We start from the raw sequence: 14488 nt of genomic DNA, 5'->3' as shown, positions 1-14488 counted from the left end.
TGATCGTCTGCGCCTGTCAAATCTCCTTCTTCACCGGACGGGGGCTCCGTTTCCGGCAAAAAAATTTGGGTAAGAATGAACGTCGTCATTGTGGAATCGCCGGCGAAAGCCAAGACGATCAACAAATATCTCGGCTCCGACTACACGGTCCTGGCGTCTTATGGTCATGTGCGCGACCTGCCCCCCAAGGATGGCTCGGTGCAGCCGGACGACAATTTCGCCATGAGCTGGCAAGTGGACAGCAAGTCCCAGAAACGGCTCAGCGAAATCGCCAATGCGGTCAAGGATGCCGACCGCCTCATTCTGGCAACTGACCCCGACCGCGAAGGAGAGGCGATTTCGTGGCATGTTCTGGAAGTCCTGCAAAAAAAGCGGGTGCTGAAGGACAAGCAGGTCGAGCGCGTTGTGTTCAACGCGATCACCAAGAAGGCGATCCTGGATGCGATGGACAATCCGCGCCAGCTGGACACGCCCCTGGTTGACGCCTATCTGGCGCGCCGCGCCCTCGACTATCTGGTGGGTTTCACCCTCTCGCCGGTTCTTTGGCGCAAACTGCCCGGCGCCCGCTCCGCCGGACGGGTTCAGTCGGTTGCCCTGCGGCTGATCTGCGACCGGGAAATGGAAATCGAAGTGTTCCAGCCTCAGGAATACTGGTCGATCTTCGCCAATATGAAGACCCCGGCCGGAGACCTGTTCCAGGCCGGGCTGACCGGATTTGAAGGCCGCAAGATCGGCCGCCACGACATTGGCACGGAGGCCGAAGCCAGCACCATCAAGACGATGCTGGAAAGCGCCAGCTTCACCGTGGACAGCGTCGCCTCCAAACCGGCCAAGCGCAATCCCGCCGCCCCTTTCACCACCTCCACCCTGCAGCAGGAAGCCTCGCGCAAACTCGGCTTTGCCGCCTCAAGGACCATGCAGGTGGCGCAAAAGCTCTACGAAGGCATCTCCATTGGCGGCGAAACGTCCGGCTTGATCACCTATATGCGAACGGACGGGGTCCAGATTGCCGGAGAGGCCATCGCAGCCGCCCGCTCCGTGATCGGTCAGGATTTTGGCGACAAATACGTTCCTGAAAAGCCGCGCGTTTATTCGTCCAAGGCAAAAAACGCACAAGAGGCCCACGAGGCGATCCGGCCGACGGACCTGTCCCGCCGCCCGAAGGATGTGGCAAGGTTCCTCGATCCGGATCAGGCAAGGCTCTATGAGCTGATATGGAAGCGGACCATGGCTTCGCAGATGGAATCGGCGGTTCTGGAACGCACAACCATTGAAATTCTTGCAGATGGCTCCGGCAAAAGGGCCAATCTGCGCGCCACTGGTTCCGTTGTCCGCTTTGACGGCTTTCTGGCATTGTATCAGGAAGGCCGCGATGACGAGGAAGACGAAAATTCCCGCCGCCTGCCCGCCGTTGATGAAGGCGCGGCCCTGACGGCGGCTGCCATTGACGGCGAAAAAGAAGCGATTGAGGCCAGCCAGCATTTCACGACGCCGCCGCCGCGCTATACGGAAGCAAGCCTTGTGAAGAAGATGGAAGAGCTGGGGATCGGCCGCCCGTCCACCTATGCTTCCACGCTGCAGACCCTGCGCGACCGCGATTATGTCGAGCTCGACAAAAAACAGCTGGTTCCCCAGGACAAGGGCCGGATCGTGACCGCGTTTCTGGAGAGCTTTTTCCAGCGCTATGTGGAATTTGATTTCACTGCCAGCCTGGAAGAGCAGCTCGACAAGATTTCCGCCGGTGAACTGTCATGGCTGGAGGTTCTGCGCAACTTCTGGACCAGCTTTTCCGGCACGGTTGACGAGATCAAGGATCTGCGTGTTTCCGAAGTCATCGACAATCTGAACGAATTGCTGGGCCCCCATATCTTCCCCCCAAAGGAAGACGGGTCGGACGCCCGCAAATGCCCGAGCTGCGACAGCGGCCAGCTGTCTTTGAAGGTCAGCCGCTGGGGCGCCTTTATCGGCTGTTCCAACTACCCCGAATGCGGCTACACCCGCCAGCTCGGCAAACCCAATGGGGATGGCGCAGAGGCCGATGAAGGCCCGAAAGTGCTCGGCACCGATCCGGAAACCGGGCTGGATGTGTCGCTGCGCACCGGCCGGTTTGGCCCCTATGTGCAGCTGGGTGAAGAAGCCAAGCCGAAACGGGCCTCCCTGCCCAAGGGCTGGTCCGCGCCGGACATGGATCTGGACAAGGCCCTGCAGCTTCTTTCGCTGCCCCGCGAGGTCGGCCTGCATCCCGAAGACGGCAAGATGATTACCGCAGGAATCGGCCGCTATGGCCCGTTTGTGCTGCACGAAGGCACCTATGCCAACCTGTCCTCTCCGGACGAGGTATTCTCTGTCGGGATCAACCGGGCGGTGGATGCCCTGGCGGAAAAGCGAGCCAAGGGCGGCGGCCGCCGCGGCGCGGCGGCAACCCCGCTGAAAGAACTCGGCGAGCATCCGGAAGAAGGCGGGCCGGTGAATGTCTATGACGGGCGCTACGGGCCTTATGTCAAACATGGCAAGATCAACGCGACCCTGCCGAAGGAGACGGACCCGAAAGCCGTGACCCTGGAACAGGCACTGGAATTGATCGCGGCCAAGGCCGCCAAGGGCGGCACCAAGAAAAAGGCGGCCTCAAAGAAACCGGCTGCCAAGAAGACAACGGCCAATAAGGCCAAGGCGGAAACCGGCACAGACGACACAAAGACAAAAAAGCCCGCAACCAAAAAGGCTGCGGCAAAGAAGACGGCTGCGGCAAAATCCGCCAAAGCCAAGGTGGACACGTCGTCGGAAGAGGTTCCCTGGGATGATGCGACTTGAGCGCCAAAAAACTGAACACCCGTAAACACACCAAACGCAAACACAGCAAAGTGCCCGGCGAGATGCCCTCCCGTGAGGACATTCTTGCCTTTGTGGCCGACAATCCAGGCCGGGCCGGCAAGCGGGAAATCGCCCGCCATTTCGGCATCATAGGCGGCGCCCGCATTCATCTGAAAAAGATGCTGAAGGACCTTGCCGACGAAGGTCTGGTTGAAAAGCGCAACAAGCGCATGCTCCGCCCGGGAGATTTGCCGCCTGTCTTTGTCGCCGGTCTGATTGGCCGGGACAGTGACGGGGAGCTGCTGGCAACCCCGCTGGACTGGGACGAAGAGGCTGGCCCCCCACCCAAAATTCTGGTTCTGACCGGCAAGACCAAGGCCACTCAACCGGGCGTTGGTGACCGGGCGCTGATCCGTCTTGCCGAAGCCGAGCCCGGCCCGGAGGCTGACCATGTGGCCCGGGTCATCAAGGTGCTGGAAAAAAAGCAGGGCGCCATTTTGGGCATTCTGCGCAAGCGGGGCGGCAACCGCCCCCCCTATCTGGAGCCCATCGACCGGAAACAGCGCGAACTGGATGTGGACCCGACGGACCTGAAAGAGGCCGATGACGGCGACTTGGTCAGTGTCCAGATCTCCCGCTCCGGCCGCTACGGCCATCCGCGCGCCGCCATTGTTGAGCGCTTCGGATCCATGAAGTCCGAAAAGGCGGTTTCGGAAATCGCGCTGCATTCACATGGTATTCCGCACGTCTTTCCAAATGCAGTCGAAGCTCAGGCAGAGGCCGCCAAGCCCGTCGAAAAACTCGGCAAACGGGAGGACTGGCGCCAGATCCCGCTGATCACCATCGATCCGGCCGACGCCAAGGACCATGATGACGCGGTCTTTGCCGAGCCCGACGACGGTCCCGGCAACAAGGGCGGCCATGTGGTCTATGTCGCCATTGCCGATGTGGCCCATTATGTTACCCCCGGCTCGCCCATGGACCGGGAAGCCAATATCCGCGGCAATTCGGTCTATTTTCCCGACCGGGTGATCCCGATGCTGCCGGAGCGCATTTCCAACCAGCTATGCTCTCTGCGCGAAAAGGAGGACAAACCTGCGCTGGGCGTGCGCATGGTCTTCGACAGGACGGGACGCAAGCTCAGCCACAGCTTCCACCGGGTCCTGATGCGCTCGGCAGCGAAACTGTCCTATCAGCAGGCTCAGAAGGCCATTGACGGCCTGCCGGATGAAAAGACGGAAACGCTGCTTGATGGCGTGCTGAAGCCGCTCTGGGCCGCCTATGGGGTCCTGAAGGCCGGCCGGGATGCCCGCGAACCGCTGGAGCTGGATCTGCCGGAGCGCAAGATCAAGCTGACCGAAAACGGCATGGTCGACCACGTCTTCGTGCCCGAGCGGCTCGACGCCCACAAGCTCATCGAAGAATGCATGATCCAGGCGAATGTGGCCGCCGCCGAAACCCTGGAAAAGAACAAGAGCCCCCTGCTCTACCGTGTCCATGATGCCTCGACCCCCGAGAAGCTGGAAAGCCTGAAGGATTTCCTGTCGACGCTGAACATGAAACTGCCATCCTCCGGCGGCCTGCGCCCGTCTGTCTTCAACGGCATCCTGGCGAAGGTCAAGGACACGCCTCAGGCCCATCTGGTCAATGAAGTTGTGCTGCGCAGCCAGGCCCAGGCCGAATATACGCCTCAGAATATCGGTCATTTCGGGCTCAATCTGCGACGCTATGCCCATTTCACCTCGCCGATCCGCCGCTATGCCGACCTGATCGTGCACCGGGGCCTGATTTCCGCGCTCGGCCTTGGCAAGGACGGGCTGCCTGACGGCATCGAGAGCAAGCTGGAGACCATCGGCGCGGAAATTTCCGGCTCTGAACGGCGGGCCATGCTGGCCGAACGGGACACGATTGACCGGCTGATCGCCCTTTGGATGAGTGACCGGATCGGGGCGACCTTTCAGGGACGGATTGCCGGAGTGGTGAAATCCGGCCTGTTCATCCGGTTGAAGGACACGGGCGCCGACGGATTTGTACCCGCGTCCACGATCGGCCTTGACTATTACCGCTATGACGAAGGGTCGCATGCCCTCATAGGTGACAAAACCGGCGAGACCTACCAACTTGGGGATCAAGTGGAGGTCAGACTGGTGGAAGCTGCACCCTTTGCCGGGGCGCTGACATTCGAGCTTCTCAGTCACGGACGGATCGCCGGCAAGAAGATCCGCAAGGCTGCGCCAAAGGCGCGGCGGGGCCCGCCAAAGGGCGGGCGAACCAGGACCTCCTCCAGCAACAAGGGGCGCAGGAGGTCCAAGTGACGGTTCGATATGATGTGAAAGACGGGCTTCAATCTCCGGCGGACCAGCCAGAAAAACCGCAACGCCCCGTCCTTCCGGCGATGCTGCGCGGGGCCAGCAACAGATGCATGAATTGCGGCCAAGGGCCGCTTCTGGAAGGGTTTCTGACAACCCGCCATGCCTGCCCGGCCTGCGGCGAGGCCTTCCACCATCACCGGGCCGATGACGCCCCGCCCTATTTCACCATCACCATTGTTGGCCATATCATCATCCCCGCCCTGCTGGCGGTTGAGATGCTGTGGCATCCGGCGATCTGGCTGCATATGACGATCTGGATCCCGCTGACGCTGCTTCTTACCCTTTCCCTGATGCGTCCGATCAAGGGAGCCCTCGTGGCCCTGCAATGGGCGCTCTATATGCACGGGTTCGATCCGGACGCGGAAGACGACTTCCCGGCGGTCCCTGCAAACCCGGACAGGACGTCATGAGCGGACAGTTTGAAAAACAGCTGGCCAAGGACGAAAAGGCTGGAAATTACCCCTATATCCGGCCGAAAGACGCGGCAACGCTGCTGGTACTGGACCGGGATGCCGATGGCACAGTGCGGCTGATGATGGGCCGCCGGCATCAGCGGCACACCTTCATGCCAGGCAAATTTGTTTTTCCAGGCGGCCGGGTCGATCCGGGAGATTCGCGCATTGGCAATGTCCGCCCCTATCACCCGGATGTGGAAGCCAGACTGTCCCGGGACCTGAAAAACGGCAAGTCCCCGGCTCGTGTGCGCGCCTTTGCCCTGGCTGCCATCCGGGAAACCTATGAGGAAGCCGGGCTGTTTGTGGGCACAAAACACCACGACAGCCCGCTGCGGCTGGGGACAGGCTTCGATGCCTTTGCCTCACGGGGCATTCAGCCGGACCTAGGGGGCCTGCGCATGATTGCCCGGGCCATCACCCCGCCCCAGAGGCCCCGGCGCTTTGACACGCGGTTTCTGGCCGTCTGGTCCGATGCCATTGCCGACAGGCTGCCGGAGGGCACAGGCCCCTCCGGAGAGCTTGAAGATTGCGCCTGGCTGACTTTTGACGAGGCCCGCGCCAAGGAATTGCCGCTGATCACCACCAAGATCCTGAGCGACCTGGAAGAGCGGCTCTCCGTTGATCCGGACCTGTCGCCGGACACGGACGTTCCGTATTACTTCTTCCGGAATGGCGCCTTTGTGCGTGCGCTTCTTTAGCCGGGCACCGGGCACGAGACCTTTGAACCGTCAAGATGCAGGAGCCTGCGGTTTTCTGTCCCTATTTCCACCGCAGGAACAAGCAATCGCTTGACTTTCACGCTGCGATGAGTAGTTTGCGCGCTGATTTCAGACATTGGGGCAGATTCCTCGCCAGCCAATCTGGCCATGAGAACCCTTTGCCCGACAACAGAGAACAGGATCCAAGGCCATGGCCAAGGCGACAACAATCAAGATCAAGCTCCTCTCCACGGCGGACACCGGTTACTTCTATGTCACCAAGAAGAACTCCCGCACGATGACCGAAAAAATGGTGAAGCGGAAGTACGACCCCGTCGCAAAGCAGCATGTGGAATTCAAGGAAGCCAAAATCAAATAAGGTTTGGCTTTTTGACCGCTTGCAAGAACCCGCCGTCCCGGCGGGTTTTTTGTTGATAAACCGGTCTTGAGATCCACCAGAAACACAACTGGGCTAAGACCAAGCACAGTTGCTCATGCCCCATTGCCCTTCAGCGGCCAGGCGCCTCGCGCCACCCGGTCTGGTTGACCGGGTAAACGGTGCCACGATCTCCGGTGGACGGAAGTAGGTCACCACATAGGGCAAGATCAATTGCGGCTTGGTAAAAAGTCGCCATCAGCAGATGCGGGCGGACCTGAAAGGTAAGAGAATGGGGAGATTAGTGGTCGGCGGGAACACGGTATTCGAGGAGGCCACTCATCGACCGGTTCCCTGCCGACCTGCCCCACGGACCCAGGAGATGCGGCGGACCTGAGCACTCCGAGGGGATACTGTCCCTTACTTGCGTAAGGTCTGAGAATTCACTGGATCCACATTTGCAATGCTTCTCCTAGATGCGGCCACCCTACCCTATTGTTAGTCGAATGCAATATTTTCCGTGAAATATGCACAGAATCAGTTTGATTTTAGTAAATCTGTAACCTTAACGAGCGTGCCGGACACTGCAAACGCGGCGAAAGATAGGCAATTCTTGCCATAATCGACAGCCCAAGATTGAAACGTAAGTTGAAATCCACGTTCTGCTTGCTTCTGTCGCGTTTGTGCAACGCCAGCCCTTTCAGGCTTCTCCAAGAAAGGCGCGCACAGTCTCCAAAAACTTGGCAACGGAAATCGGTTTGGAAATATAGGCTTCACAGCCGCCCTGGCGGATCCGCTCCTCATCCCCTTTCATGGCAAAGGCGGTCACCGCAATCACCGGTATGGAGGAAATCGTTTCATCTTCCTTGATCCACTTTGTGACTTCCAGGCCAGAGACCTCCGGCAGCTGGATATCCATCAAAATAAGATCAGGATGATTGTCCCGGGCCAGCTGCAAAGCCTCGATGCCAGTGCGGGTTTGCAGGGTATTGTAGCCGTGGGCTTCCAGCAGATCATGAAACAATTTCATGTTCAGCTCGTTGTCTTCCACGATCAACACGGTTTTTGCCATACAGTTCGGCCCTTTGCCCGGTCATTGACCGGTCCCATTGTCTCAACCCAGTGTTCCACTGCGGTAGATCCCTGCCCCCACCCGCATTAGATTTGTTGTAACCCGGAATCGTTTCAGAAAGGCAAAAAAACACAATGAAAAAAGTGCATGGCAAGTCATTATCCGTTGAAGATGCTCAGGGAATTGCCACAGACGCCCTGCTTCAGCTCAGCCGCGACCCGGAGCTGATTGGCCGGTTTCTGGCATTTTCCGGGATTGGTCCGGAGATGATTCGTACCGCAGCGAGCGAACCGGGCTTTCTGGCTGGTGTTCTGGAGTTCTACATGACGGACGAGGCGCTTCTGCTTGCCTTTTGTGAAAACACCGGCCTGCGGCCAACTATGATGGCCGCTGCACGTTATGCGCTTGCCGGAGGCGAAGAGGATGCCTGAACCCACCCCAGTGCTGCCGGAGGTCCTGGCCCAGATCAGAACCCTGCCGCCTTCGCAAAACCGGCTGATTGTCTGTGATGTGGATGAAGTGATCCTGCACATGATCCGGCATCTTGAAGACTATCTGGCCGCCCGCAGCCTGTCCTTCTTGAAACACGAATACAAATTCACGGGGAATATCGTTTCGGTTGCGGATGGCAGCGTGCTCTCCGCAGACGCGGTGCGCGCGCACCTGAATAGGTTTTTCGACGAAGTCAGCGCTGACCAGGACATGGTCGCTGGCGCGGACACGGCCCTGAACAGCCTGGCCGGCGCGTGGGACATCGTCTTTCTCACCAACTTGCCCGGCGGTCACAACAAGCCCGTGCGCGAAAAGCTTCTGGCCAGCCTTGGACTGTCCTATCCAGTGCTGACCAATCGCGGTCCCAAAGGCGGTGCGGTTGCAGCCCTGGCCGCCGGGCGGTCCGGACCGCTGGTTTTTATTGATGACAGTCCGGTCAATCACGTTTCGGTCATGGCCTCGATGCCTGACGCCTGCCAGATTCAGTTCATAGCCGATGACCGGTTCCGCAATGCGGTTCCCCCTGAAGCCCATATCGATCTTCTGACGGGCGACTGGCAGGAGACGGCGCACTTCATCAGCGCTATTCTGTAGCCTGTTTTTTCATGAGACGGGTGCTGGATGCCCGCAAAGGCAGCGAACCATCGTGAACGGCACCAAGGCAGACCAAAGCGCCCTGTGCCGGGACTGCGGCAGCAGATCCCGCGGCCCTGCCGCGCGCTGCCCGTCCTGCGGCAGTCCGCGCCTTGTCTGCCATCCGGAACTGGACGCCCTCTCCATCGCTCATATCGATTGTGATGCGTTTTATGCCTCTGTTGAAAAACGTGACAAGCCTGAGCTTCAGGACCAGCCCGTCATCGTTGGCGGGGGCAAGCGCGGGGTGGTGTCAACCTGCTGCTATATTGCGCGCATCTACGGAGTGCGCTCCGCCATGCCCATGTTCAAGGCGCTTGAGGCCTGCCCGGATGCGGTCGTCGTCAAGCCGGACATGGACAAATACGCTAAGGTCGGTAAGGAGATCCGGGAGCGCATGCGCGCTCTCACCCCGCTCGTTGAACCGCTTTCCATCGATGAAGCCTTTCTGGATCTCACCGGAACACAGCGCCTTCACCAAGCCAGCCCGGCCGAGACCCTGGCCGCCTTTGTCCGGGGGCTTGAAACAGATATCGGCATCTCTGCATCGGTGGGTCTTGCCCCGAACAAATTTCTGGCGAAACTCGCCTCCGATCTGGAGAAACCCCGAGGCTTTTCGGTTATCGGCGCGCAGGAAGCCCGGGCTGTTCTGGCGCCTATGCCGGTTGGGCGCATCTGGGGCGTTGGCAAAGTGTTTCAAAAGACCTTGGCCAGGGACGGGATCAAAACAATTGGCCAGCTGCAAACCATGGACGCAGCCGATCTTGCCCGCCGCTATGGTTCCATCGGTCTGAGGCTGGCGCATCTGTCCAAAGGCGAAGACGGTCGCTCTGTTACCCCGTCCCGAGGCGCCAAGAGCGTGTCCAGCGAAACCACTTTCAACACGGATATTTCGAGCCTTGCGACCCTGCGGCCGGTTCTGCGGGACCTGTCCGAAAAGGTCTCGGCACGCCTGAAAAAAGCGGGCCTTTGCGGGCGCGGCATCACCTTGAAACTCAAGACGGCCGAGTTCAAGACCATTACGCGGGCCCGGCACCTGGGCGATCCAACCCAGTTGGCCGACAAGATTTTTTCGGCTGGCGACGCGCTGCTGGAGCATGAGGCCGACGGCCGCCGCTTCCGGCTGATCGGCATTGGCGTCAGCGATCTGGAGCCCTCGGAGCGGGCCGATCCTCTGGATCTGGTCGATGAAGGCGCCGAACGTCGCAAGAATGCGGAGCTTGCCGTCGACAGGTTACGGGAAAAATTCGGCAAATCGGCTGTCGAATTGGGTCTGACCCATGCGGCCCGCCCCTCGGGCCGTCACGGCAAAGGGTAATTCCAACCTCAATAGATAGGAACCGATCTGACCGTGTTTTGGGACTGTTCGTCAAGGAGCAGGTTGCAGGGCGATATGGTTTATCGTTCAAAACCTGGGACGCAGCTGAACAGTCCTCAAACACGGCCTCGGTGGCCTGCTCCGGCCCGCCGGACTGCGTTGCGCCGCTTGAACGGCCAACCAGGCCGTCCTGCGCAACGCGCCTTGCCGGCCAATCCGGACCAGCGCCATCAGATGGGGTTCTATCTATTGAGGTTGGTATAAGGCAAGCCCCGTTTCTTCGCACTTGCCTATAGCACCGGGCGATCAGTCTGCCTGCAGTCACAGATTTCAACGCAAACACAACACGGTTCTCTTCTCATCGAACGCGGTGTGTTTAAGAAGATCAGTCCTGCGCGCAGCCGCTATCTTCGAACATTTCCAGCTTTTCCATCTGGCCCTTGATGGAGAAGTCCCCGTAGTCCAGGGTCAGATGCCGGCTGACGCCATTTTGAAACAGCCGGAAGGACAGCTGATAGACCGGCGTCAGTTCCCCCGTTGCATCTTCATCTGACGGATCGAAATAGGCGACGGTTACCGGCCAGTAACTCATACCCGCCAGCGGCGCGTCAGGATCCTTGTCCGCTTTGACAGCGGCAGCATGTTTTTCCGAGCCGATCACGGTCGTCGTTGCATAGACCTTTTCACCGGTTTCCGCCCCATCATAAATATCGGCCGCAATGAAGGGGACCTTGTCCTGAGCCGCCTTCAAGATGGACCGCAAATGTTCGGTCGGGAACAGCACATCCCGGCCGATTTCGAGCGACTTTTCAGACGGTTCCTTCAGTTCGATTGTCTTGGCCTTCGTCCCGGCCTTGGCCGTGCCCCGGGTTTCCTCCACCAGTTGCTGATTGACGTAAGTCTTGGACAGGAACTGATAACTTTCCGCTTCCGGCTCTTCAAAAGATGTTGTCTGAAGATCGGTGACCTGGGAGCCGCCATCAGTGTTCTGGAACCGGGTAACAAACCGGAAGCTCACGCTATAACCATCACAGGCATTGCCGGAAAACTCATAGACCATTCGTCCGCTGAGCCCCGCAATGCCGGAGCCGTCTTCCTTGTCGCCCAGCTTCATGTTGTAGACTGCGCGATGCGGTGCCAGCTTGATCCCGGACGCAGCCCCGGTTCCTGCCGCGACTGCGCTTTGCGCTGAGAAAGGCGCAGCCGCAATCAGGGCGGCAAGAGCACTGGCGACGGACACGGACTTGAGAACACGCTGCATCAGAATTTTCCTATTCACACATGGCCAGACCTGCTGCGCACAGGCCCGCCAACCCTTATTATGCGACTATCCGCCCCTTTCGCCACACAGAAATGCCCTTGGAGCCCAAAAGCCACGGCAAAACGTCTTGAAACAAAACCCTGAAAAATCGGCGAGAGAGAGGCTGTCCCTTTAAGTCAATCTTCTGCCAGTGCCTTGGACCCGCACTGGTCCGCCGCCGGATTTGACCTTGTCAGCAGCAGCGAATTGCTCCAAGACATCGCAAAATCCAAAAGCGGAGCCTCCCCATGAGCACCATTGAAACCCGTTTGACCGCGCTCGGCGTCACCTTGCCGGAAGCCGCAGCCCCGGCGGCCAATTATGTGCCCTCCCTAAAGACCGGAAATCAGCTTTTTGTGTCCGGGCAGCTGCCGATGGCAGACGGCAAGCTGAAGATCACCGGCAAGCTTGGCGCAGAGACGGATCTGGAGGCAGGCAAGGAGGCGGCCAAGCTCTGCGCCATCAACCTGCTGGCCCAGGCCAAGGCTGCCACCGGGGATCTGAACAAGGTTGTCCGTCTCGTCAAGATTGTCGGGTTCGTCAATTCCACGGCAGAGTTCACAGACCAGCCCCAGGTGATCAACGGCGCCTCTGATTTTTTGGTCGAAGCCATGGGCGATGCCGGCCGTCACGCCCGCTCTGCGGTAGGTGCCGCCTCCCTGCCCTTTGGCGCTTCGGTCGAGATCGAAGCGATCTTTGAACTCGCGGACTGACACAAACGGTCCCATTTCAGAGCGATTGCGCCATGACATCCGAGCTTGAAACCATCTTCGCCCGTCCGGTCGCCCATCGCGGGTATCATGATGCTGACAAAGGTATCATCGAAAACAGCCCGTCGGCGGTGTCAGGGGCGAAAGACCGGACCTTTGGCATTGAGGTCGATGTTCAGGAAACTGCCGATGGGGAAGCGCTGGTCTTTCACGACTATACGCTGGAGCGGCTGGCCGAGGGCACGGGCAAGGTCATTGACTGGCACTCAAAGGATCTCACTCGGATCCAGATGAAGACGGGAACGGACAAACTCTGGCTGCTTCAGGATCTGTTTGATCTTGTGGACGGCAAAGTGCCCCTGGTCATCGAGATCAAGTCCCTGATGCGCCGCGACGCTCAAGGAGATTTTGCCCGGCATGTGACGGATCAGGTGGCCCGCTACCAGGGCCCGGCCTGTCTCAAGACCTTTGACCCGGACCTGCTGGGCCACATCAAAGACCACAACAGTGCCGTCTTGCGCGGCATCGTTGCCGACGGGGCCCAGCCCGGGCCGGACTATGCCCGTTTCGGGCGCACCGACCGGTTCATCCTGCGGCACATCCTGCACGCGCCGCGCACCCGCCCTCATTTCATCTCCTATGGGGTGAAGGATCTTCCCAAGGCCGGTCCGAGCCTGCTCCGGTCCGTATTCAACCGCCCGCTGATGGCCTGGACCGTCAGAACCCGCGAGCAGCGGGCCATCGCAGCCCGCCACGCGGATCAGATCGTGTTTGAAGGCTTTGATCCGGATGCTGCGGAAAAGGTCTGACGTCTCCGGCTGGGGTACACCCGTTTCGGCGCCCCCTCTTGCGCTGCAAAATGACAGCGCTACATTTTAAGCAGATCCCCAACTGTGGTTGCCTTGACGCATGACTTCATCCCCGACCGAGGAAAACGGCACTCCGGACGCTAACAGCCCCGGAGAGAACTTTTCCCTGCGCATTCTGTCCTGCCTTCAGGATATCGCCCCGAAGACATGGGACGCCGTGGCCAATCCGGGATGGGAGCTGGGACCAAGCGGGAGCCTGGCGAGGAGGCCCGCCTGTCCTCCGGCGGAGGCATCTGACCTCACTGGACTTCTGAACGGGAATTCTCAACCATTTTCTGAAGTTTCTTCATTCAATCCTTTCTTATCTCATGCTTTTCTTGACGCCCTTGAAGCCTCTGGCTGTGCAACTAAAGATACGGGCTGGCTGCCGCGCCATCTTCTGCTGGAAGATGGTTCTGGCCGGGTCTCCGGGGCGGTTCCGGCCTATCTGAAAAGCCATTCCCAGGGTGAATATGTATTCGACCATGGCTGGGCGGACGCCTTTTTCCGGGCTGGCGGCGACTATTATCCGAAGCTGCAGATCTCCGTGCCATTCACCCCGGCCACCGGCCGCCGTTTTCTCACAGCCCCCGGTTTGAACAGGGACGCCGGGGTTCAGGCGCTGGCCGCCGGGCTGGTGCAATTGTGCAGGCGCACCGGGGCGTCCTCCGTCCATGCCACCTTCCTGACGAAACCGGAATGGGACAGTCTGGGAGAGCTTGGCTATCTGCAGCGGACGGACCAGCAGTTCCACTGGGAGAACAAGGGCTATGAGAGCTTTGACAGCTTTCTGGACGACCTTGCCTCGCGAAAACGCAAGGCCATCCGGAAGGAACGCCGGGAGGCCCTGAGCGCGGACGGAATCGAGGTGGAATGGGTCACAGGCTCCGATCTCACCGAGGCCCATTGGGATGCGTTCTACCAATTCTATATGGACACGGGAGCACGCAAATGGGGCCGCCCCTATCTCAACCGTACCTTCTTTTCCCTGATCAATGCCCGTCTGGCAGACCGCACGCTATTGGTTCTGGCCAAACGCCATGGACGCTATATTGCCGGAGCGCTCAATTTTATCGGCTCCGACACTCTTTTCGGGCGCCATTGGGGGTGCACGGAGGATCACCCGTTTCTGCATTTTGAACTCTGCTACTATCAGGCGATTGACTTCGCCATCGCCAAGGGTTTGAGACGGGTGGAAGCCGGTGCTCAGGGCGCCCACAAGCTGGCCCGCGGCTATATGCCGGCCACCACCTATTCCGCCCACTGGATCGCCCATGAGGGGCTTCACCAGGCGGTCGCCGACTTTCTGGAACAGGAGCGCTATGCGGTGGAGCGCGAGAATGAAGCCCTGGCAGACCATGCGCCTTTCAAGAAAAGCACATCGGACTGAGCGCGGCGTGTCC

General features: G+C 59.6%; 13 protein-coding genes. 11 read left to right on the top strand and 2 right to left on the bottom strand.

Going from position 1 to position 14488, the window contains the following annotated elements:
- Nucleotides 1-75 precede the first annotated feature (75 nt).
- The 5 genes from topA to rpmG all read left to right on the top strand — a co-directional run bounded on the left by topA (nt 76) and on the right by rpmG (nt 6715).
- Nucleotides 76-2811: a type I DNA topoisomerase gene (gene topA, locus ACXAH0_RS12865; RefSeq protein ID WP_475191721.1), complete on the top strand. Its 2736-nt coding sequence runs from the start codon at nt 76-78 to the stop codon at nt 2809-2811.
- Nucleotides 2812-2873: 62 nt separating this feature from the next.
- Entirely contained in the window at nt 2874-5126 is a 2253-nt protein-coding gene (rnr, locus tag ACXAH0_RS12860) for a ribonuclease R (RefSeq protein ID WP_475191893.1), read from the top strand.
- Nucleotides 5123-5593, top strand: a complete 471-nt coding sequence (locus ACXAH0_RS12855) for a DUF983 domain-containing protein (protein ID WP_475175145.1) — start codon at nt 5123-5125, stop codon at nt 5591-5593. The genes rnr and ACXAH0_RS12855 overlap by 4 nt, the downstream gene beginning before the upstream one ends.
- Nucleotides 5590-6336: an NUDIX hydrolase gene (locus ACXAH0_RS12850; RefSeq protein WP_475191718.1), complete on the top strand. Its 747-nt coding sequence runs from the start codon at nt 5590-5592 to the stop codon at nt 6334-6336. The genes ACXAH0_RS12855 and ACXAH0_RS12850 overlap by 4 nt, the downstream gene beginning before the upstream one ends.
- A gap of 211 nt (nt 6337-6547) precedes the next feature.
- The gene (rpmG, locus tag ACXAH0_RS12845; RefSeq protein WP_475175151.1) at nt 6548-6715 is read left to right on the top strand and encodes a 50S ribosomal protein L33; all 168 of its coding nucleotides are present in this window, start codon (nt 6548-6550) and stop codon (nt 6713-6715) included.
- Between the two features lie 697 nt (nt 6716-7412).
- Here rpmG and ACXAH0_RS12840 read toward each other — a convergent pair.
- On the bottom strand, nt 7413-7784 hold the full coding sequence (locus ACXAH0_RS12840; RefSeq protein ID WP_475175153.1) for a response regulator: 372 nt from the start codon (nt 7782-7784) through the stop codon (nt 7413-7415).
- 134 nt (nt 7785-7918) lie between these two features.
- Here ACXAH0_RS12840 and ACXAH0_RS12835 point away from each other — a divergent pair, with 134 nt between their 5' ends.
- From ACXAH0_RS12835 to ACXAH0_RS12825, 3 genes are read left to right on the top strand one after another with little or no spacing between them, the layout of a single operon-like run.
- Entirely contained in the window at nt 7919-8215 is a 297-nt protein-coding gene (locus ACXAH0_RS12835) for a DUF3572 domain-containing protein (protein WP_475175155.1), read from the top strand.
- Nucleotides 8208-8870 (top strand): hypothetical protein, encoded by a 663-nt coding sequence (locus tag ACXAH0_RS12830; protein WP_475175158.1) that lies wholly within the window; start codon nt 8208-8210, stop codon nt 8868-8870. Before ACXAH0_RS12835 ends, ACXAH0_RS12830 begins: the two co-directional genes overlap by 8 nt.
- Nucleotides 8871-8922: 52 nt before the next feature.
- Nucleotides 8923-10227, top strand: a complete 1305-nt coding sequence (locus ACXAH0_RS12825; protein ID WP_475191715.1) for a DNA polymerase IV — start codon at nt 8923-8925, stop codon at nt 10225-10227.
- A 385-nt stretch (nt 10228-10612) separates the two neighbouring features.
- Here ACXAH0_RS12825 and ACXAH0_RS12820 read toward each other — a convergent pair whose 3' ends face one another.
- The gene (locus ACXAH0_RS12820; RefSeq protein ID WP_475191711.1) at nt 10613-11488 is read right to left on the bottom strand and encodes a cell envelope integrity EipB family protein; all 876 of its coding nucleotides are present in this window, start codon (nt 11486-11488) and stop codon (nt 10613-10615) included.
- 287 nt (nt 11489-11775) lie between these two features.
- Here ACXAH0_RS12820 and ACXAH0_RS12815 point away from each other — a divergent pair, with 287 nt between their 5' ends.
- From ACXAH0_RS12815 to ACXAH0_RS12805, 3 genes are all read left to right on the top strand, one after another.
- Nucleotides 11776-12240 (top strand): RidA family protein, encoded by a 465-nt coding sequence (locus ACXAH0_RS12815; RefSeq protein WP_475175164.1) that lies wholly within the window; start codon nt 11776-11778, stop codon nt 12238-12240.
- 32 nt (nt 12241-12272) lie between these two features.
- Entirely contained in the window at nt 12273-13046 is a 774-nt protein-coding gene (locus ACXAH0_RS12810) for a glycerophosphodiester phosphodiesterase family protein (RefSeq protein WP_475191708.1), read from the top strand.
- A gap of 100 nt (nt 13047-13146) precedes the next feature.
- Nucleotides 13147-14475, top strand: a complete 1329-nt coding sequence (locus ACXAH0_RS12805; RefSeq protein ID WP_475191704.1) for a GNAT family N-acetyltransferase — start codon at nt 13147-13149, stop codon at nt 14473-14475.
- The last annotated feature ends 13 nt before the right edge of the window (nt 14476-14488 follow it).

Source organism: Roseibium sp. AWQ4_290 (genome assembly GCF_056160985.1).
Note: the sequence above shows the minus strand (reverse complement) of the source record. Positions and strands in the feature narration are given on the sequence as shown.

Bases quoted from the DNA above. Each gene is read 5' to 3' on its own strand.
- ACXAH0_RS12830 (WP_475175158.1), top strand. From the start codon at position 8,208: ATGCCTGAACCCACCCCAGTGCTGCCGGAGGTCCTGGCCCAGATCAGA.
- ACXAH0_RS12835 (WP_475175155.1), top strand. From the start codon at position 7,919: ATGAAAAAAGTGCATGGCAAGTCATTATCCGTTGAAGATGCTCAGGGA.
- ACXAH0_RS12820 (WP_475191711.1), bottom strand. From the start codon at position 11,488: ATGCAGCGTGTTCTCAAGTCCGTGTCCGTCGCCAGTGCTCTTGCCGCC.
- ACXAH0_RS12840 (WP_475175153.1), bottom strand. From the start codon at position 7,784: ATGGCAAAAACCGTGTTGATCGTGGAAGACAACGAGCTGAACATGAAA.
- topA (WP_475191721.1), top strand. From the start codon at position 76: ATGAACGTCGTCATTGTGGAATCGCCGGCGAAAGCCAAGACGATCAAC.
- rpmG (WP_475175151.1), top strand. From the start codon at position 6,548: ATGGCCAAGGCGACAACAATCAAGATCAAGCTCCTCTCCACGGCGGAC.
- ACXAH0_RS12805 (WP_475191704.1), top strand. From the start codon at position 13,147: ATGACTTCATCCCCGACCGAGGAAAACGGCACTCCGGACGCTAACAGC.
- ACXAH0_RS12815 (WP_475175164.1), top strand. From the start codon at position 11,776: ATGAGCACCATTGAAACCCGTTTGACCGCGCTCGGCGTCACCTTGCCG.
- rnr (WP_475191893.1), top strand. From the start codon at position 2,874: ATGCCCTCCCGTGAGGACATTCTTGCCTTTGTGGCCGACAATCCAGGC.
- ACXAH0_RS12850 (WP_475191718.1), top strand. From the start codon at position 5,590: ATGAGCGGACAGTTTGAAAAACAGCTGGCCAAGGACGAAAAGGCTGGA.
- ACXAH0_RS12810 (WP_475191708.1), top strand. From the start codon at position 12,273: ATGACATCCGAGCTTGAAACCATCTTCGCCCGTCCGGTCGCCCATCGC.